Origin of the sequence: Pseudomonas sp. DWRC2-2, from assembly GCF_049897885.1 — a bacterium.
GTDB lineage: Bacteria > Pseudomonadota > Gammaproteobacteria > Pseudomonadales > Pseudomonadaceae > Aquipseudomonas > Aquipseudomonas azotoformans_A.
Genome location: NZ_JAFCXD010000002.1, coordinates 1,062,130 through 1,080,667 on the forward strand (window position 1 = coordinate 1,062,130; position 18,538 = coordinate 1,080,667).

The 18,538-nt window shown below is 60.6% G+C and carries 21 protein-coding genes; 11 read left to right on the plus strand and 10 right to left on the minus strand.

What is annotated here, in order from left to right:
- The first annotated feature begins 8 nt into the window (after window positions 1-8).
- The 3 genes from ACP7EW_RS13535 to cysB all read left to right on the plus strand — a co-directional run bounded on the left by ACP7EW_RS13535 (window position 9) and on the right by cysB (window position 2,564).
- A complete protein-coding gene (locus ACP7EW_RS13535) occupies window positions 9-914 on the plus strand; it encodes a 5'-nucleotidase (protein WP_033901463.1) in 906 nt (301 codons plus the stop codon).
- 71 nt (window positions 915-985) lie between these two features.
- The gene (locus ACP7EW_RS13540; RefSeq protein WP_426217579.1) at window positions 986-1,486 is read left to right on the plus strand and encodes a universal stress protein; all 501 of its coding nucleotides are present in this window, start codon (window positions 986-988) and stop codon (window positions 1,484-1,486) included.
- A 103-nt stretch (window positions 1,487-1,589) separates the two neighbouring features.
- The gene (gene cysB, locus ACP7EW_RS13545; protein ID WP_012722988.1) at window positions 1,590-2,564 is read left to right on the plus strand and encodes an HTH-type transcriptional regulator CysB; all 975 of its coding nucleotides are present in this window, start codon (window positions 1,590-1,592) and stop codon (window positions 2,562-2,564) included.
- A 5-nt stretch (window positions 2,565-2,569) separates the two neighbouring features.
- Here the strand turns inward: cysB and ACP7EW_RS13550 are convergent, their stop codons facing one another.
- Window positions 2,570-3,052 carry a GreA/GreB family elongation factor gene (locus ACP7EW_RS13550; protein ID WP_426217581.1) on the minus strand — a complete coding sequence of 161 codons (483 nt, stop codon included), beginning with the start codon at window positions 3,050-3,052 and terminating at the stop codon, window positions 2,570-2,572.
- 5 nt (window positions 3,053-3,057) lie between these two features.
- Window positions 3,058-3,426, minus strand: coding sequence for a hypothetical protein (locus ACP7EW_RS13555; protein WP_426217583.1), 369 nt, complete (start codon window positions 3,424-3,426; stop codon window positions 3,058-3,060).
- 132 nt (window positions 3,427-3,558) lie between these two features.
- Between ACP7EW_RS13555 and earP the strand changes: the two genes are divergently transcribed.
- Window positions 3,559-4,692: an elongation factor P maturation arginine rhamnosyltransferase EarP gene (earP, locus tag ACP7EW_RS13560; RefSeq protein ID WP_426217586.1), complete on the plus strand. Its 1,134-nt coding sequence runs from the start codon at window positions 3,559-3,561 to the stop codon at window positions 4,690-4,692.
- Between the two features lie 49 nt (window positions 4,693-4,741).
- Complete coding sequence (locus tag ACP7EW_RS13565) at window positions 4,742-5,314, plus strand: elongation factor P (RefSeq protein WP_003172723.1); 573 nt, start codon at window positions 4,742-4,744, stop codon at window positions 5,312-5,314.
- A 64-nt stretch (window positions 5,315-5,378) separates the two neighbouring features.
- Here ACP7EW_RS13565 and ACP7EW_RS13570 read toward each other — a convergent pair whose 3' ends face one another.
- The 4 genes from ACP7EW_RS13570 to ACP7EW_RS13585 form a co-directional block, all read right to left on the minus strand.
- On the minus strand, window positions 5,379-6,395 hold the full coding sequence (locus ACP7EW_RS13570; protein ID WP_426217588.1) for an alpha/beta hydrolase fold domain-containing protein: 1,017 nt from the start codon (window positions 6,393-6,395) through the stop codon (window positions 5,379-5,381).
- A gap of 28 nt (window positions 6,396-6,423) precedes the next feature.
- Window positions 6,424-6,843, minus strand: coding sequence for an organic hydroperoxide resistance protein (locus ACP7EW_RS13575; protein ID WP_010211852.1), 420 nt, complete (start codon window positions 6,841-6,843; stop codon window positions 6,424-6,426).
- Between the two features lie 173 nt (window positions 6,844-7,016).
- Entirely contained in the window at window positions 7,017-7,469 is a 453-nt protein-coding gene (locus ACP7EW_RS13580) for a MarR family winged helix-turn-helix transcriptional regulator (RefSeq protein ID WP_426217590.1), read from the minus strand.
- A gap of 80 nt (window positions 7,470-7,549) precedes the next feature.
- Entirely contained in the window at window positions 7,550-8,500 is a 951-nt protein-coding gene (locus ACP7EW_RS13585; protein ID WP_033901374.1) for a LysR family transcriptional regulator, read from the minus strand.
- Between the two features lie 109 nt (window positions 8,501-8,609).
- Between ACP7EW_RS13585 and ACP7EW_RS13590 the strand changes: the two genes are divergently transcribed.
- Entirely contained in the window at window positions 8,610-9,359 is a 750-nt protein-coding gene (locus ACP7EW_RS13590) for a sulfite exporter TauE/SafE family protein (protein WP_426217593.1), read from the plus strand.
- Here the strand turns inward: ACP7EW_RS13590 and ACP7EW_RS13595 are convergent.
- A complete protein-coding gene (locus ACP7EW_RS13595; RefSeq protein ID WP_177075682.1) occupies window positions 9,349-10,230 on the minus strand; it encodes a LysR family transcriptional regulator in 882 nt (293 codons plus the stop codon). The two genes, ACP7EW_RS13590 and ACP7EW_RS13595, sit on opposite strands and share 11 nt — an antisense overlap.
- A 70-nt stretch (window positions 10,231-10,300) precedes the next feature.
- Between ACP7EW_RS13595 and ACP7EW_RS13600 the strand changes: the two genes are divergently transcribed.
- Window positions 10,301-10,507, plus strand: coding sequence for a DUF1127 domain-containing protein (locus ACP7EW_RS13600; RefSeq protein WP_033901376.1), 207 nt, complete (start codon window positions 10,301-10,303; stop codon window positions 10,505-10,507).
- Between the two features lie 45 nt (window positions 10,508-10,552).
- Window positions 10,553-11,773: a winged helix-turn-helix domain-containing protein gene (locus ACP7EW_RS13605; protein ID WP_426217595.1), complete on the plus strand. Its 1,221-nt coding sequence runs from the start codon at window positions 10,553-10,555 to the stop codon at window positions 11,771-11,773.
- Here ACP7EW_RS13605 and ACP7EW_RS13610 read toward each other — a convergent pair.
- Window positions 11,763-13,109, minus strand: coding sequence for a class II 3-deoxy-7-phosphoheptulonate synthase (locus tag ACP7EW_RS13610; protein WP_016975387.1), 1,347 nt, complete (start codon window positions 13,107-13,109; stop codon window positions 11,763-11,765). The genes ACP7EW_RS13605 and ACP7EW_RS13610 overlap by 11 nt on opposite strands.
- A gap of 124 nt (window positions 13,110-13,233) precedes the next feature.
- Here ACP7EW_RS13610 and ACP7EW_RS13615 point away from each other — a divergent pair, with 124 nt between their 5' ends.
- Entirely contained in the window at window positions 13,234-13,989 is a 756-nt protein-coding gene (locus ACP7EW_RS13615; RefSeq protein WP_038841936.1) for a spermidine synthase, read from the plus strand.
- Window position 13,990: 1 nt separating this feature from the next.
- Here ACP7EW_RS13615 and ACP7EW_RS13620 read toward each other — a convergent pair whose 3' ends face one another.
- Entirely contained in the window at window positions 13,991-14,782 is a 792-nt protein-coding gene (locus tag ACP7EW_RS13620; RefSeq protein WP_426217598.1) for a crotonase/enoyl-CoA hydratase family protein, read from the minus strand.
- Between the two features lie 423 nt (window positions 14,783-15,205).
- Here ACP7EW_RS13620 and ACP7EW_RS13625 point away from each other — a divergent pair, with 423 nt between their 5' ends.
- Window positions 15,206-16,879, plus strand: coding sequence for a DEAD/DEAH box helicase (locus ACP7EW_RS13625; RefSeq protein ID WP_017734403.1), 1,674 nt, complete (start codon window positions 15,206-15,208; stop codon window positions 16,877-16,879).
- Between the two features lie 84 nt (window positions 16,880-16,963).
- Here the strand turns inward: ACP7EW_RS13625 and ACP7EW_RS13630 are convergent, their stop codons facing one another.
- Window positions 16,964-17,731 carry a DODA-type extradiol aromatic ring-opening family dioxygenase gene (locus ACP7EW_RS13630; protein ID WP_426217600.1) on the minus strand — a complete coding sequence of 256 codons (768 nt, stop codon included), beginning with the start codon at window positions 17,729-17,731 and terminating at the stop codon, window positions 16,964-16,966.
- A 103-nt stretch (window positions 17,732-17,834) separates the two neighbouring features.
- Between ACP7EW_RS13630 and ACP7EW_RS13635 the strand changes: the two genes are divergently transcribed.
- Window positions 17,835-18,491 (plus strand): thiopurine S-methyltransferase, encoded by a 657-nt coding sequence (locus tag ACP7EW_RS13635; RefSeq protein ID WP_426217602.1) that lies wholly within the window; start codon window positions 17,835-17,837, stop codon window positions 18,489-18,491.
- Window positions 18,492-18,538 lie beyond the last annotated feature (47 nt).

Below are 18,538 nucleotides of genomic sequence, written 5' to 3' on the forward strand. Positions count from 1 at the left end.
AGCGTACCGTGGCAAAAGGATTGGGCGACAAACTGGTGTTGGCGATTTCCTCGCGGGCACTGTTCGACCTGAGCGAAAGCCATAAGGTCTACCTGGCCGAAGGGGTCGAGACCTATCGCCAGTATCAGATCGAACACGAGGAGGAAATCCTCGAGCCCGGTGACGCATTCCCGCTGGTGAAGAAGCTGCTGAGCTTGAACGCCAGCCTGGGCCGAGCCCGAGTCGAAGTGGTGCTGGTATCGCGCAACAGTGCCGACACCGGCCTGCGCGTGTTCAATTCGATCCAGCATTACGGCCTGGATATTTCCCGCGCCGCGTTCGTAGGCGGGCGTAGTCCTTATCCTTATTTGGCCGCGTTTGGTTGCCATCTGTTTCTCTCGACCCATGCTGAAGACGTGCGCAGTGCCCTCGATGCCGGGTTTGCGGCGGCGACGATTTTGTCTGGCGGCCCAAATCGCGCCTCCAGTGAAGAGCTGCGGATTGCCTTCGATGGCGACGCGGTGCTGTTCTCCGATGAGTCCGAGCGTGTTTATCAGGCCGGCGGCCTGGAAGCGTTCCAGGCCAATGAACGAGAGTCTGCCCGCCAGCCTTTGCACGGCGGTCCCTTCAAAGGTTTCCTGGCGGCGCTCAACTTGTTGCAGCGCGAGTTTCCAGACGAAGCCTGTCCGATCCGTACTGCGCTGGTCACCGCCCGTTCGGCGCCGTCCCATGAGCGGGTGATTCGCACCTTGCGCGAGTGGGATATCCGCCTGGATGAGTCGCTGTTCCTCGGTGGCCTGGAAAAATCCGCATTCCTGGAAGCCTTCGCGGCTGATGTGTTTTTCGATGACCAGGCCGGGCATTGCGAAAAAGCCATGGAGTTCGTCGCTACCGGGCATGTGCCCCATGGCATCAGTAATGAGGTGAAGCGCTAAGTCAGTCGAAGTCAGCGAGGCACTGCTAAGCTGATTTCATCTCCGCCATCCTGGCAGTTCCAGGGGGTTCTATGATCCGTTCGATGCTGTACGCCACAGACCTCGGTCTGTACGCGCCTTATGTGATGCAACATGCGCTGGCGCTGGCCCGAACGTTCAAGGCGGACCTGTATGTGATTCACGTGGTCGAGCCTATCGGGCTGTTCGCCGAATCGGTGTTACAGAGCTACCTTGATGAAAAGGCCCTGAGTGAATGGCAGAGCCAGGGGTTGACCACGGTGATGGCGACCATCGAGCAACGGGTGCTGGACAGTTTTCGCGAGGAGTTGGGGGAAGGGGAGCAAGACCTGCAGTTGATTCGCTCGGTACGGGTGATCCAGGGGGATCCGTGTGAAGTGATTCTCGAGCAACTGCGCAAACTGTCCGTGGATCTGCTGATCGTAGGCAGTCATAGCCACGCAACTGCGGCGGCCACTCCGTTGGGGCGCACCGCTGCACGGGTGCTGCAGCTGTCTACGGTGCCGGTTTACCTGGTGCCTTCGTTGCAACGTCGACGCAGTGATGACGTGTGATGGATAAAAACGATAAAAAGTTCTAGATTTATCCGTCGAACCTTTAATATAGTTATATACCGTCGCTGATACCCGTGGCGTCTATCTGCTTTGAGGGACACATATGAAGCTTCAACAACTGCGCTACATCTGGGAAGTGGCGCACCACGACCTCAACGTTTCCGCTACCGCTCAAAGCCTCTACACCTCGCAACCCGGTATCAGCAAGCAGATCCGCCTGCTCGAAGACGAGCTGGGCGTCGAAGTGTTCGCGCGCAGCGGCAAGCACCTGACCCGCGTGACCCCGGCCGGTGAGCGTATCATCACTACCGCCGGCGAGATCCTGCGCAAAGTCGAAAGCATCAAGCAGATCGCCCAGGAATTTTCCAACGAGAAGAAGGGCACCCTGTCCATCGCCACCACCCACACCCAGGCGCGTTATGCATTGCCGCCGGTGATCCGCGATTTCATCAAGCAGTACCCGGACGTGGCGCTGCACATGCACCAAGGTTCGCCGATGCAGATTGCCGAAATGGCCGCTGATGGCACTGTCGATTTCGCCATCGCTACCGAAGCCCTGGAGCTGTTCGGCGACCTGGTGATGATGCCGTGCTACCGCTGGAACCGTTGCGTTGTCGTGCCCCAAGGCCACCCATTGGCCAAGCTGCCGAAGCTGACCCTGGAAGCCCTGGCCGAATACCCGATCGTGACGTATGTGTTCGGTTTCACTGGCCGCTCCAAGCTCGACGAAGCCTTCAGCCATCGCGGCCTGACACCCAAAGTGGTGTTCACCGCAGCCGACGCCGACGTGATCAAGACTTACGTGCGCCTCGGCCTGGGCGTGGGTATTGTCGCCAAGATGGCGGTCGACACGGCGCTCGACAAAGACTTGGTGGTGCTCGATGCCAGCGAGCTGTTCGAGTCCAGCGTGACCAAGATCGGTTTCCGCCGTGGCACCTTCCTGCGGGGCTTCATGTGCGACTTCATCGAAAAGTTTGCACCGCACCTGACCCGTGAAGTCATGGCCAAGGCGATCCAGTGCCACAACAAGCAGGAACTGGAAGAGTTGTTCGACGGCGTAGAATTGCCGGTTCACTGAGTCGGCTATTTGGCCTCGGTAACCGTAAAGTGTTGCCGAGCGCCCGCCACCAGAATTTCCACCTCATCGCCTTCGAACTTGCCCAGCAGGCTTTTGCCCAGCGGCGAGCGCGGGGTGATGACGGTCACCGGTTGCCCGACCAGGTCCACTTTCAAGCCCGCCGCATCCGGCGCCAAAAACAGCCATTGCTGGCGACCGTTCTCGTCTTCCAGGCCCAGTAGTGCGCCAACCTCAATACCTCGTTGATCATCGTAAGCGCGCAGCGGCATGTTCTGGCACAGCAGCAACGCCTGCTTGATCTGCTCCACGCGTTTGGCTTGCCCCGCCGCCAGGTAGGAAGCCTCCAACCCCAGGGTGTCGTATTTGTTTTCCGCGATGTTTTCTTCGTGGGTCGCGGTTTCGTAGGCGGTCTGCGCGGCGCGTTGGGCAATGTCGAGGTCGAGGCTGAGCTTCTCGAGTACAAGCGTGTGGACGGCGTGTTTATTCATGGTCATCAATCGCAGAATTGCAGGACATTGGCCCGGGTCTTTTCGTTGGGGGCGTTCTGGTCCTGTTGCAGCCAGAACTGGCATTTGGGGTTGGACAGGTTGCGCGCATTGTTGCGGGCCTTGTCCAGGGTTTGTTGCTGTTCCTGCTTTTGCAGGTTCTGCTGGTACTGCTCGAACATGCGGTTTGGCGGTTCAGGCGCCACCACCGCAGGCTTGCCCAATTGCTGCACGGCCTGGGCCACTGGTGCCAGGCTCTGCGGGAACAGGTAGCGCGAGGCCAGCCACGCTGTCAGCGCGAGGGCGATAAACCCCAACCACACGCCAAACGCGATAGCAGCACTGAGCTTGAACAGCGACAACGGACGATCAGACATGGCGGCCTCCTGGCAGGCATAAACGGCGTGGCGGCGATTGTCGCACAGCCACTGTGCAGAATAATCGCGATCAAGCCTTCTGCATCCGCGCATTTATGCGGACAATCGAGCCTTTGAATGTTGGAGCCCGGAATGAAAGCCCGCTGGGATATTTTTTGTAGCGTCGTCGACAACTACGGCGACATCGGCGTGACCTGGCGCCTGGCCCGGCAATTGGTGGCGGAGCACGCCTGCGATGTGTGCTTGTGGGTCGATGACCGGCGGGCATTCGAGCGCATGTGCCCGCAAATCGATGTGCGGCAAGCGCTGCAATGGCAGGAAGGCGTCGAAGTGCGCCATTGGCCGACCGAGTGGGTGAAGGTGCCGGCAGCGGACGTAGTGATTGCCGCGTTCGCCTGTCAGTTACCGCCCGACTATATGGAGGCCATGGCTGAGCGCGAACGCGCGCCGTTGTGGATGAACCTGGATTACCTGAGTGCCGAAGAGTGGGTGGTGGGCTGTCATCGGCTGCCGTCGGTGAAGTTCAAGGGCGTGCAGAAGTACTTCTTCTTTCCTGGGTTCCGACCCGGCACCGGCGGGTTGTTGCGTGAGGCAGGGTTGCTTGAGCGGCGTAAGGCGTTTCAGCAGGATGCCGGTGCACAGCGGGACTTCCTGCAAGCCTTGGGCATAGTTCCCGCAGTGGATGCGCGGCTTTTCTCACTGTTCGCCTACGAAAATGCCGGGCTGGCCAGCTGGCTGGACGTGTTATCGACGGACGGCCGTGCCACTCATCTGTTGGTTCCTGAGGGACGTATTCTGGGCGATGTGCAGCGCTGGCTCGGTGTGGACCCACTGGTCGCAGGCGATATCCAGCAGCGCGGATCGCTGACGGTGCAAGTCATCGCCTTCGTGCGCCAGGAACAATACGACCACTTGCTGTGGTGCTGCGACTTCAATGCCGTGCGTGGTGAAGACTCGTTCGTGCGTGCCCAATGGGCCGGGCGTCCGCTGTTGTGGCACATCTACCGACAGGACGAAGACATCCATCTCGACAAGCTCGATGCCTTCCTGGCGCTGTACTCCGCCAACTTATCACCGGCGGCCAGGGCGGCCGTTATCGGGCTCTGGCAAGCCTGGAATACCGAGGCCGACATGGCCCAACCGTGGAAAATGCTGCTGGAACACTGGCCGGAAGTGAATCTGCATGCCGAAACATGGTGTCTGGAACAAGGCTTGCAGGCCGATCTTGCGACGGCGCTGGTGCAGTTTTATGAAAGTTGGATATGATACGCCACCTTGAATTTTGTAAATCCCATCCAAATTTCGGATATATGCAATGAAAACTGGTAAAGAACTGAAACCCGGTACAGTGATCCGTCTCGAAAACGACCCTTGGCTGGTTCAGAAAGCTGAGTTCACCAAGTCTGGTCGTAACAGCGCAATCATGAAGACCAAGCTGAAGAACCTGCTGACCGGTTACAAGACCGAGATCGTCTACAGCGCCGATGACAAACTGGACGACGTGATCCTCGACCGCAAAGAAGCGACCCTGTCCTTCATCAGCGGCGACACCTACACGTTCATGGACACCACCGACTACACCATGTACGAGCTGAACGCTGAAGATATCGAAGCCGTTCTGCCGTTCATCGAAGAAGGCATGGAAGACGTCTGCGAAGCTATTTTCTTCGAAGAGCGCCTGGTTTCTGTAGAGCTGCCGACTACCATCGTGCGTAAAGTGGCCTACACCGAAGGTTCCGCTCGCGGTGACACTTCGGGCAAGGTGATGAAACCTGCCAAGCTGAGCAACGGTACCGAACTGCAAGTGGCCGATTTCATCGAAATCGACGACCTGATCGAGATCGACACCCGCGAAGGCGGTTCGTACAAAGGCCGCGCCAAGAAGTAATTCTGGCCTTGCCGATACGAAAAAAGCCCGACTTTGAGTCGGGCTTTTTTATGGACGTTACTTTTTACTTGAGGTGTTGCTTCAGCTCATCCGAGGCCTGGAGCAATGCCGAGCGGACGGCCGGGACCTGGCTGACCACGTTGAGCAAACCGTAATCGTGGATCATCCCGTTGTAGCGCACCGCAGTCACCGGTACACCGGCGGCGTCCAGCTTGCGGGCATAGGCTTCTCCTTCATCGCGCAGCACGTCGGCACCGGCGGTCTGGATCAGCGCGGGCGGCAAGCCCTTCAACTGATCAGCGCTGGCCCGCAGTGGCGAGGCGTAGATCTCGGCGCGCTGCTTGGCGTCGGTGGTGTAGTTGTCCCAGAACCACTTCATCATGTTGCGGGTGAGGAAGTGCCCTTCGGCATATTGGTTGTAGGAACCGGTGTCGAAGTTGGCGTCGGTCACCGGCCATAACAGCACCTGGAACTTGATCGCCGGGGTGCCCTTGTCTTTGGCCATCAGGCTGACGACCGCCGCCATATTGCCGCCGACACTGTTGCCCGCGACCGCCAGGCGCTTGCCATCGACGTTGATCTCTTGGCCATGCTCGGCCACCCATTTTGTAGCGCCGTAGGCCTGGTTGATCGCCACCGGGTAGTGCGCTTCCGGCGAAGGCGTGTAGTTGACGAACACCGCCACCGCCCCCGAACCCGCCACCAAGTCCCGCACCAGGCGTTCATGGGTCGGGTAATCGCCCAGCACCCAGCCGCCGCCGTGGAAGAACATGAACACCGGCAATGTGCCCTTGACCCCGGCCGGACGCACGATGGTCAGGTCCAGCGGCTTGCCATCGACCTGGATGGTCTTCTGGCTCACCTCTGCGGCCGGCAAGGTCAGCTTCACACCCGACTGGGCGCCGGTCAGTACGGCACGGGCGTCCTTGGGCGTCAGTTGTTCCATCGGTTTGCCGGTGCCGGCATTCAACACATCCAGAAAGGCTTGGGTGTTGTGTTCGACTTCACCGGTCGCAGCAAAGGCGTTAGTGATGGACAAGGCGAGCAGGGTGCCGGTGAGTGCTTTACCAATTGTGTTCATTGCGTTCTCCAGGGGCGGCCGAGGTCATTTAGACAGTCACGTGCAGGCGTACATCGACGTTGCCACGGGTGGCGTTGGAGTACGGGCAGACTTGGTGAGCGGCGTCGACCAGGCTTTGCGCGTCGTCCTGAGCCAGGCCGGGCAGGCTGATGTGCAGGTCGATATCCAGGCCGAAACCGCCGGGGATCTGACCGATGCCGACATGGGCGGTGATCGAGGCGTCGTCCGGGATTTTGCGTTTGGTCTGGCTGGCGACGAATTTCAGGGCGCCGATGAAGCAGGCCGAGTATCCGGCAGCAAACAGTTGCTCAGGGTTGGTGGCCTGGCCACCGGCGCCGCCCAATTCTTTGGGGGTGGAGAGTTTGACGTCGAGGATGTTGTCGTTGGAAACAGCACGACCATCACGGCCGCCGGTGGCGGTAGCTACTGCGGTATAGAGCGTTTGCATGGTGTTTTCCTCTCGATTATTAGCGCTAAATGTTTGTGCGCTAAGTAGTTGGTGAGGCGAATGTATAGCGCTAATATTTTGCGCGCAAGATAAATTTATAAAAATATTCTGAGCCGGGGACGAACGGTCATTTTCTACGGGCGCCTCGGACGCGACGCCCTTGACGGGAGAGGTTAAAGGCTGCCTTGCAGGTTGGTGCGCAAGGCAATCAGGTCACCTTGCAACTTGCGCAATTGCTCTAGTTCCAGGCCGCTGGCGCCGAGGATGCACTGGGGTATGCCCATGGCCTTGTCCTGCAGGGTGCGGCCGGCGTCGGTCAACTCCACGACCACCACGCGTTCATCTTCACGGCTGCGGGTACGGCTGAGCAGGCCTTCAACTTCCAGGCGCTTGAGCAGCGGTGTCAGCGAACCCGGATCGGTCAGCAGGCGACTGCTGATTTCGCCGACGGTCAAACCATCCTCTTCCCACAGCACCATCATGGCCAGGTATTGCGGGTACGTCAGGCCTAGCGCTTGCAGCAGTGGCTTGTAGACCTTGGTCATCAGCAGCGAGGTAGAGTGCAGGGCGAAGCACAACTGGTTGTCCAGCATCAGGGATTCGCAAGGATCGGGGTTTTTGCTCATGACGGTGCCTCCGGAAAACGTATCTGGGCTGGAATCTAGCGGGCAAATCTTTAATGCGCCAGATAATTCTGTCCGAGCGGTCAGACCAAGCCACTTTGCAAGGCCAGGTCCCAGGGCGGCACCGGGCTGAAACGGGTCTTGAGGTATTCCAGCAACAAGCGGCTGCGTGCATTGGGTTGCTGTTCCAGGCGCAGCGCATAGATCCCGGTGGTTTCCGGGCTGGGCAGGCCATTTTCGCAAAACAGCGGCAGCAGTTCGCCACGCACCAGGTATTCACTGGCCAGCCACGTGGGCAGGTGAGCAATGCCCAGTCCGGCCAGTGCGCCCGACAGCAAGGCTTCGGCGTTGTTGGCACTCATGCGGATGCGACGTGGACGATAGGTAGCGCGGCGCCCATCCAGCTCAAAGCGCCAGGCGAATGTGGGCGCCAGGCCGTCCCAGTCCAGTCCGTCGTGTTCGCTCAGCTCGCGAGGGTGGCTGGGCGTGCCTCGGCTTTTCAGGTAGGCCGGGCTGGCGCAGGCGACGCGCACGATGCTCGCCAGAGGCGTGGCGATCAAGCGTGTGTCGACGAGATGCCCGGCACGCAGCACCAGGTCAACCTTGCCCAGGTGTGCGCCTTGCATGTCCACAAAGCTGTCGATCAGATGCAGGTGCACATCCAGCCCGGGGTAGACGTTCAGGAAGTCGGCAATCACCGGCGCCAGGTGCCGTCGACCGAAGGCCGCTGGGGCATCCACCCGAATCAGGCCCTCCGGGGCATGGCTCAAAGACACGGCTTCGGCCCGTGCCAACTGCAATTCGCTGACGATCCGCCGCGCCCGTTCGGCAAAGGCCAACCCCGCCGGGGTCGCCACCACCGCATGGGTGCTGCGCTGGAACAAGCGGCTGCCCACCGAACTTTCCAGGCTGTCGATCCGCCGCGCCACCGCGGAGGGCGTCAGCGGATGCCGGCGTGCGGCAGCGGAAAAACTGCCGGTTTCCAGCACGTCGAGAAACAGGCTCAGTTGATCGGTCAGGGTATTGGGGTTCATCGAATAAACGCTTATGCGAGATTGGCACAGCCATTGTGCGTTGCTGTGCGTTTCCGCGCCAGAGCCGACTGCGTAGCATGCAAGGCCTGGGATTGCGGAGTAACAAGCGGTGTTGGATTTAGCGATGTACCTGGTATTGGGCGCGGCCCTCGGCACAGTGGGCGGCCTGTTTGGCATTGGCGGTGGGCTGATCGCGATCCCGGTGCTGGGCGTATTGTTCGGCCTCGATCAACAGTTGGCCCAAGGCACGGCACTGGTGATGGTGGTGCCCAACGTGATGCTGGCGCTGTGGCGCTATCACCAGCGTAACCGTATCGAACTGCGCCATGCGCTGCCGTTGGGCGTGATGGGGTTCAGTTTCGCCTGGCTCGGGTCGATCTGGGCGGTCGGCCTGGATGCGGGCGCGATGCGCATCGGCTTTATTGCCTTCCTGCTGACGCTTTCGGCCTACAACCTGCTGCGCATGTTCACCCGCAACGCACCGCCGACGGCGCAGATGCGTTACTCCTGGCCATGGCTCGGGGTGCTCGGCGCAGCCTCTGGCTCCATGGGCGGCTTGTTCGGCGTCGGCGGCGCGGTGGTCGCGACGCCCGTGCTGACCAGCGTATTCGGCACCACCCAAGTGGTTGCCCAAGGCCTGTCCCTGGCCCTGGCATTGCCGAGTACCGGCGTGACGCTGGTCACCTACGCCTGGCACCAAGAGGTGGACTGGATGATCGGCGTGCCCTTGGCCGTCGGTGGTCTGCTCAGTATCAGTTGGGGCGTGAAAGTCGCCCATGCGCTGCCAGAACGCGTCCTGCGCGGCCTGTTCTGCGGCTTTCTGGTGGTGTGCGCAGTGATGCTGACCTTTAAAGTCTGAAGCCTTCGATGATGTATTCCGCCAGGCAATCGGTGATGGGGGAGTTCATCCGCGTGTTACGCAGCAGATGCAGATTCATGGATGGCAGTGGCGGGAAACCCTCGTCGCGGCCAAGTATGCGCAGGTCTTCGGTTACCAGACTCTCCATGCTGACCATCACGGCCAGGCCCGCATTGACCACGGCCTGGATCGCCGACACGTTGGAGCTGTGGTAGGCCAGGCGATAATCGCGTCCGGCCGCGTCCAGTGCCGAGCAGGCCCACTGGGTATACAGGCAGGCCGTACCGGACATCGCCAGCGGCAGAGCGTCGTGTTCTTCGGTGCAGAAGCACGGCGCTGCCGCCCACACCATGCGCTCGGTGCGCAACAGTTCACCGATCTCATTGCCAGGCTCGCGGCTGACAACGGTCAGTGCCAAATCCCGCCGCTGCATCAGTACCGTTGACGCCTCGCAGTGCATCTCGATCTGGATCAGCGGGTAGGCCTTGGAAAACTGCTTGAGAATCCCTGGTAGGAACCGCATCACGTAGTCATCCGGCGTGCCGATGCGCACCAGGCCCACCATATGCGGCTCGCGCAGGGTGTTGAACACCTCACTGTGCAGCTTCAGGATACGCCGCGCATAACCCAGCAACACTTGGCCCTCAGGCGTCAGCCGCACCTGGCGGCCATCGCGCTCGAACAGCTTGCGCTGCAACACGTCTTCTTCGAGGCGCTTCATCTGCATGCTCACCGCCGATTGCGTGCGATTGACCAACTCACCCGCGCGGGTAAAACCGCCCTGGTCGGCGATGGCGACGAAGGTGCGCAGCACTTCGGTGTCGATACTCGGGAAGCTGGACAATTGATCAATCTCTGAGATGTATTGCATAAGAAACATTCGTTGGATTGATCTTAAGCCCAGGCACACACTTGCGCCATCCCCACTGGAGGGCGAGAAGATGAAAGGTCAAAGAGGTTTTGTGTTGATGGCGAAACGTCCGTTTGCCGGGCTGTTTCACAAGATTGCCCGTTGGCAGGCGCTGCATGAGGAGCGCCAGATGCTGGCAACCTTGAGTGATGATGCGCTCAAGGATATCGGCATCAGCCGCGGTGACGTCGAGCATGAACGCCACCTGCATTTCTGGCAGGACCCGCTGCGAAAATGATCGCGGATGCAGTAGGGTAGTCGGCGCGCCCACACGGAGAACCCCATGCCCGCCGACCTGTCATTCTCTCTCAAGCAAGCACGCCGCATGGCACTGGCGGCCCAGGGTTTTTCCGGGCGCCAGGCGCCTGCCTTGATCAAGGCCGCGCACCTCAATCGCATGATCGAGCGTCTTGGCGTGTTGCAGATCGATTCGGTCAATGCCGTGGTACGTTCCCATTACTTGCCGCTGTTTTCCCGTCTGGGCAACTACTCTCCGTTAATCCTTGAACAGGCTGCCTGGAGCCAGGGTCGACGGCGTTCGTTGTTCGAGTATTGGGGGCATGAGGCCTCACTGCTGCCGATGGCGCTATACCCGTTGATGCGCTGGCGTATGCAGCGGGCGCAGCAGGGGCAGGGCATTTATTCGCAGATGGCGCGTTTTGGCCGTGAGCAACAAGCCACCCTTCAGCGGGTGTTGCAGACTGTCGAGCAACAAGGCGCGTTGGGGGCTGGCAGTTTGTCGACCCGTGAGGAGCGCGCCGGTCCGTGGTGGGATTGGAGCGATGAAAAACATGCATTGGAATGGCTGTTTGCCGCCGGGCTGGTGACGGTTGCCGGCCGACGCGGTTTTGAGCGGCTCTACGACTTGCCGGAGCGGGTCATCCCCAGCGATATCCTTCAAATCGCCGTGACTGAAGCCGAAGCCCAACGTGGCTTGTTGCTGCACAGCGCCACGGCATTAGGCGTGGGGACTGAAAAAGACCTGCGCGATTACTTTCGCCTCGATCCTGCCGACAGCCGTAACCGTCTCGCCGAACTGGTGGAAGACGGCCAACTGCGGGTTTGCCAAGTGCAAGGCTGGAAACAACCGGCGTACTGCCTGCCCGATCCGAAAGTGCCACGCAAAGTACCGGCCAGCGCCTTGCTGTCGCCGTTCGATTCGCTGGTGTGGGAACGCAGCCGTACCGAGCGCCTGTTCGACTTCCGCTACCGCCTGGAGATCTACACCCCGCAAGATAAGCGGGTGTACGGCTATTACGTGCTGCCGTTTCTGCACAACGAGCGGATTGCTGCGCGCATCGACCTGCGCGCCGAACGCGCCAAAAGGCGCCTGGCGGTGCACGCCGTGCATGAGGAAGAGCCGGGCCTCGATGACGAGGGGATGGCGGCGTTGGCGCAGAACCTGCTGCAAATGGCCGACTGGCTCGGGCTGGAACAGGTCCAGCTCAATTGCCAGCGGCCCAGTGCCGACCGGTTGCGGGCAGCTCTGTTGTTCAGCGTTTGACCTGTTTCAACGTCTCGGCAATCAGAAACGCCAATTCCAGCGACTGATCGGCATTCATCCGTGGGTCGCAGTGGGTGTGATAGCGGTCCGACAAACCATCCTCGGTGATCGGCCGCGCGCCGCCGATGCACTCTGTAACATTCTGCCCGGTCATCTCGATGTGAATCCCGCCGGCATAAGTCCCCTCGGCCTGGTGCACTTGGAAGAAGTCCTTCACTTCACCCAGGATCTGCGCAAAGTCGCGGGTCTTGTAGCCACTGCTGGCCTTGATGGTGTTGCCGTGCATCGGGTCGGAGCTCCACAGCACCTGCTTGCCTTCACGCTGCACGGCACGGATCAGGCCCGGCAGGTGATCACCGACTTTGCCGGCGCCCATGCGCGCAATGAGGTTGAGGCGGCCGGGGTCGTTGTCCGGGTTGAGGATGTCGATCAGTCGGATCAGGTCATCGGGGTTCATGCTTGGGCCGACCTTGACCCCGATCGGGTTGTTCACGCCACGCAGGAACTCGACATGGGCGCCGTCCAACTGGCGGGTGCGGTCGCCGATCCACAGCATGTGCGCCGAGCAGTCGTAGTAATCGTTGGTCAGGCTGTCGCGGCGCACGAAGGCTTGCTCGTAGTTGAGCAGCAGTGCTTCGTGAGCGGTGAAGAAACTGGTTTCGCGCAGTTGCGGCGAGCTGTCCATGCCGCAGGCGCGCATGAAGGCCAGGGTTTCGTCGATACGGTCGGCCAGTTGGCTGTACTTCTCGGCCAGTGCGGAGTTGGCGATGAAGTCCAGGTTCCACTTGTGCACCTGGTGCAGGTCGGCAAAACCGCCTTGGGCAAAGGCGCGCAGCAGGTTCAAGGTGGCGGTGGACTGGTGGTAGGACTGCAATAGGCGGTCCGGGTCCGGCACGCGGCTTTTTTCGTCGAAACCGATGCCGTTGACGATGTCGCCACGGTAGGCGGGCAGGGTGATGCCGTCGATGGTTTCATCGTTGGCCGAGCGCGGCTTGGCGAACTGGCCGGCCATACGCCCGACTTTCACCACCGGGCAGCCGGCGGCGAAGGTCATCACGATGGCCATCTGCAGCAGCACCTTGAAGGTGTCGCGGATCTTCGCGGCAGAGAACTCGGCAAAACTCTCGGCGCAGTCACCGCCCTGCAACAGGAAGGCGCGACCCTGGGTCACTTCGGCAAACTGACGGCGCAACTCGCGGGCTTCCCCGGCAAACACCAGCGGCGGGTAGCTGGCCAGGTTCTGCTCCACTTGCAACAAGTGCGCAGCGTCCGGGTACTGGGGTTGTTGCTGGATCGGCAGGGCGCGCCAGCTGTCGGGGCTCCAGGGTTGGCTCATCATGAACTCGATTGGCTGATTGACGGTGGGGCGCCAATGTTATCAGCAATTAGTGCGTGACCTGTTGCCGCCGGTTGGCCGACAATCGCGCCTTTGCCGTGCGGTAAACCCTTTAGGAGTAGTGATGACCGAGGAGCGTGTCGAGCGCCTGCTGGCTGAAGTCCATGATGACTTCGGCATGATCCGTGTGCTCGAAGTGGCCGATTACCGTTTTCTCGAGTTCGGCGATGCCATCGAGCAAAGCTGTGTGTTCACCGCTGACCCGAGCTGGCTGGAGTACGACTACACCCGCGCGATGCTGATCGGCGCGTTGTGCCATGAACAGCCGGAAAGCGCGCTGTTCCTGGGCTTGGGCGCTGGCACGCTGACCCAGGCGTGCCTGAAGTTCCTGCCGCTGGAAGACGTGGAAGCCATCGAACTGCGCCCCGATGTGCCGCGCCTGGCCATCGAATACCTGGGGCTGGACGATGATCCGCGCCTGTACATCCGCATCGGCGATGCCCTGCAATTGCTGGAGACCGCAGAGCCAGCCGACCTGATCTTCGTCGACCTGTATACGGATGTCGGCCCTGGCGTCGGACACCTGGCCTGGACCTTCCTGGAAAATTGCCAGAAGAAACTCAACCCCGGCGGCTGGCTGGTGATCAACCAGTGGGCCACCGATGATGGCAAACCGCTGGGCGCTGCTTTGTTGCGTGGTTTGTATCACCGGCATTATTGGGAACTGCCGGTGAAGGAGGGCAATGTGATCTTGCTGGTGCCTTCGGAGCTGGATCAGGAACTGGACCTGCAGGCATTGTCCGCTCGCGCCGAAGCCCTGGCACCGCGATTGGGTTATTCGTTGCAGCCGTTGATCAAGGCGATCCGCCCGGCGACCTGAGCTAAAGGCCTTTGAATACGCCGGGCCGCTTCTCGATCATCGCCCGTACACCTTCCTTGGCATCTTCGCTGTTGAGCAGTTTATCCACCATCGGCGGCAATGCCGCGGCCGCCACGGTTTCGCCTTCCATCCGCGCCAACCGTGCTGACATCAACGTGGCCTGCACACCCAGCGGCGCCTGACGGGCGATGCGGTTGGCCAGTTCGACGGCGCGAGGCAGCAGGTCTTCGCTGGCCATCACTTCCTGCACCAAGCCCAGGCGCAGGGCGTCATGGGCGTCGAATTCATCACCGGTGAGCAGCCAGCGCATCGCGTTGCCCCAGCCGGCGATCTGATGAAAGCGCAACGTCGCGCCGCCAAACGGAAAGATCCCACGCTGTACTTCCATCTGCGCGAAGCGCGTGTTGCTGGCGCAGAGATTGATATCGGCAGCCAGCATCAGCTCTATCCCGATGGTCAGGCAGTAACCCTGGGCCGCGACGATCACCGGTTTGTTTACACGGGGGCCGGCAAACACACCCCAGGGATCGCAACCTCCCAGAGGAGGCTGCCAACCACCGGCCATCACCCCGCTGACATTGGCCAGATCGAGCCCGGCGGTGAAGTGATCGCCATGGGCAAACACCACGGCGACCCGCGCTTCGGTATTTCGATCAAATTCGCCATACGCCAGGCTCAGCTCATTGAGCAGGTCCAGGTCGAAGGCGTTGCGCTTGGCCACCCGATCCAGTCCTAAAAGCAAGACATGGCCCTGGAGTTCACGGCTGACGCGGCTACTGCTGGCTTGATTCATCGGGTGTGCCCTCGGGCGCGGGAAAGGGTTTCGGACCGAAGGGCCAGAAAGGTCAGGTGAACCGTTTAAGCGTTATGACCAACAGGGCCGGGCCTTAGAAAAATAGACCTTGCCGGTGTTATCTGCAAAGACTGTGACACAGCGCGGTTTGTCGGTGCTTTCCGATAAAAAAAGCTCCCTTTTTCAGCTATTTCCGGTATAGTGCGCGCCGGCCTTTAACCGGGCCGCGTTTAGGTAGCGCAATTCCCCGAAGTCAGCTTCGGCTGCACGTCCGCACAGCGGACTCTCCCTTGACGAATCTTTTTCATTCATTCGTTTTCGCAAATCCCCGCCGACAAAGCAGCCAGGGCGACTCTTGAGTCTCAACACGGCATGCGCAGCTTTGGAGCATGGGTCTTTGCGGATGCACTTAGAGGCAGACCCATGACCCAGGAAACCGGCGGCTTCGCCGCTTTTAATCTTAACCCGAACATTCTCGCTGCCGTCATCGCGACCGGCTACGAAGAACCTTCGGCGATTCAGCAGCAATCGATCCCGATCATCATGGCCGGCAAGGACATGATTGGCCAGGCGCAAACCGGTACCGGTAAAACCGCCGCGTTCGCCCTGCCTATCCTGCACTGCATCGATCCTGCCAAGCGCGAACCGCAAGCCCTGATCCTGGCGCCAACCCGTGAGTTGGCGCTGCAAGTAGCAACCGCTTTCGAAACCTACGCCAAGCAAATGCCAGGCGTTACCGTTGTGGCCGTTTACGGCGGCGCGCCTATGGGCCCACAACTGAAAGCAATCCGTAATGGCGCACAGATCGTTGTCGCCACTCCGGGCCGTCTGTGCGACCACCTGCGTCGTGACGAGAAAGTCCTGTCGACCGTGAACCACCTGGTTCTCGACGAAGCTGACGAAATGTTGAAGCTGGGCTTCATGGATGACCTGGAAGTCATCTTCAAGGCGCTGCCACCGACCCGTCAGACCGTACTGTTCTCGGCGACCCTGCCGCAGTCGATCCGTGCGATCGCTGAGCGTCACCTGCGTGACCCTGAGCACGTGAAAATCCAGACCAAGACTCAGACCGTTACCGCGATCGAACAGGCTCACCTGTTGGTTCACGCTGACCAGAAGACCTCGGCTGTATTGAGCCTGCTGGAAGTCGAAGACTTCGACGCGCTGATCATGTTCGTGCGCACCAAGCAAGCCACCCTGGACCTGGCCAGTGCCCTGGAAGCCAAAGGCTACAAAGCCGCTGCGCTGAACGGTGACATCGCCCAGAACCAACGTGAGCGCGTGATCGACTCCCTCAAGGATGGCCGCCTGGACATCGTTGTAGCGACCGACGTTGCCGCCCGTGGCCTCGACGTTCCACGTATCACCCACGTGTTCAACGTTGATATGCCTTACGATCCAGAGTCCTACGTTCACCGTATCGGCCGTACTGGCCGTGCCGGGCGCGAAGGTCGTGCACTGCTGCTGGTAACTCCACGTGAGCGCCGCATGCTGCAAGTGATCGAGCGTGTCACCGGTCAGAAAGTGGCTGAAGTGCGTCTGCCGGACGCCCAGGCCGTTCTCGATGCTCGCATCAAGAAACTGACCAACAGCCTGTCGCCGCTGGTGGCTGACGCTGAATCGACCCACGGCGACCTGTTGGACCGCCTGACCGCCGATATCGGTTGCACCCCGCGTGCCCTGGCTGCAGCCTTGCTGCGCAAAGCTACCAACGGTCAGGCCCTGACCCTGGCAGCCATCGAGAAAGAACGCCCACTGGTTCCGAACAACGCGCCACGCGGTGATCGTCCAGAGCGTACTGGCGACCGTCCAGACCGTGGTGATCGTGAGCGTCGCGCTCCGGTGCCATTGGCTGAAGGCCGTGCTCGTTGCCGTACCGCGCTGGGCGCGCGTGATGGTATCGCTGCCAAGAACCTGCTGGGCGCTATCCTCAACGAGGGTGGCCTGGCACGTGAAGCCATCGGTCGCATTCAGGTCCGTGACAGCTTCTCCCTGGTGGAACTGCCGGAAGACGGCCTGGAAAAACTGCTGGCCAAGCTGAAAGACACTCGCGTTGCCGGTAAGCAGTTGAAGCTGCGTCGCTACCGCGAAGATTGATCCGCCCCTGGGCTGATTGATCGCACATAAAAAATCCCCGACTGGTTCGGGGATTTTTTTTGCCTGCGGTTTGAGGTGTCTCGGTTAGCCGAAGCGGTAGATGTCCATGCCCAGCGCGCCCAACGTGAAGCCCTGGTGCGCGATGCTGAAATCCCCCCCAGCGCCACGTGCGAAGTACAGCGGCAGCAGGTGCTCGTCACTGGGATGGCTGCGCACGGCATTCGGCGCCTGGCGGCGGTAGTCGTGCAGGGCGTCTTCATCGTCAGCAGCCAGCTTGTCGACCACCCAGTCCCGGAAGTCTCGCGCCCAGGGTTCGATGCTTTCAGGCCCTGCGTGCCAGTCCAACTCGCCCAGGTTGTGGGTGATGCTGCCCGAGCCGATCAGAAGTACGCCCTGCTCGCGTAGGCTGGCCAGCGCATGCCCAACCCGGGTCTGCAGGGCAGGGCCCATGCCACTGGGCAGCGACACCTGCACCACCGGGATATCGGCCTCCGGGTACATCAACGACAGGGGCACCCAGGTGCCATGGTCGAATGGGCGGCGGTCATCGGTGCGCGCATTCAGGCCGTCGGCCTTCAGCAGCTCGACAATTTCCCCGGCCAGTTGCGGGTTGCCCGGTGCCGGGTACTGCACGGCAAACAGTTCGCGGGGGAAACCGCCGAAATCATGCCAGGTTTCGGGCGCCGCATTGCCGCTGACGAGCAGTTCATGACTTTCCCAGTGCGCCGACACCACCACGATGGCTTTCGGGCGGGGCAGCTCGGCAGCGAGACGCTGAAGGGCCGGGCCGCTGGCGCCGGGTTGCAGGGCAAGCATGGGCGAGCCGTGGGAGATAAACAGGCTGGGGAACATAAGTGGGGTCCTGAGCGTTAACATGGGCCCATCTTCAAACAGATCATTGATCTAAATCTAATATAAGTTTTAGCACCATTTGATCGAATTATTGGGAGGATCTATGGAGCCTACATTTTGGCAGGAGCGCTGGGCGCGCAATCAGATCGGCTTTCATTTGCCCGAGGTCAACCCTTACCTGCAACGACATTGGCCGCAGCTGGCGCTCGCCGAAGGCTCCAAGGTATTGGTGCCGCTGTGCGGCAAGAGCCTGGACTTGATGTGGCTGGCCAGCCATGGGTTGCGGGTCATGGGTGTGGAGCTGTCGGAACAGGCCGTCGAGGCGTTTTTCAGTGAGCAGAACCTTGTGCCACGCATCACTCGGCGCAATGCCTTTACGGTGTATCAGGCCGACCTGATCGAAGTATGGTGCGGCGACTTTTTTGCCCTGGACGCCGAAGCCCTGATCGGGTGCGCCGCGTTATATGACCGCGCGGCCCTGATTGCCTTACCACCGCTGATGCGTGTGCAGTACGCCGAGCAGTTGAGCCGCTTGCTGCCGTCGGGTTGCCAGGGGCTGCTGATCACACTCGATTACGACCAGACGCAAAAAGCCGGGCCGCCTTTTGCGGTGTCGGATGAGGAGGTGAAGGTGTTGTTCGGGTCGGACTGGACCCTGAAAGCGCTGCAAGAGCAAGACGTTCTGCAGGAGAGCTGGAAGTTCGTGCAGGAGGGTGTCACGCAGCTTGATGAGCGGGTTTACCGGTTGACCAAGGCCTGAATCGGCATCACAAAAAAGGGGCGATTCAATCGCCCCTTTTTGCATTG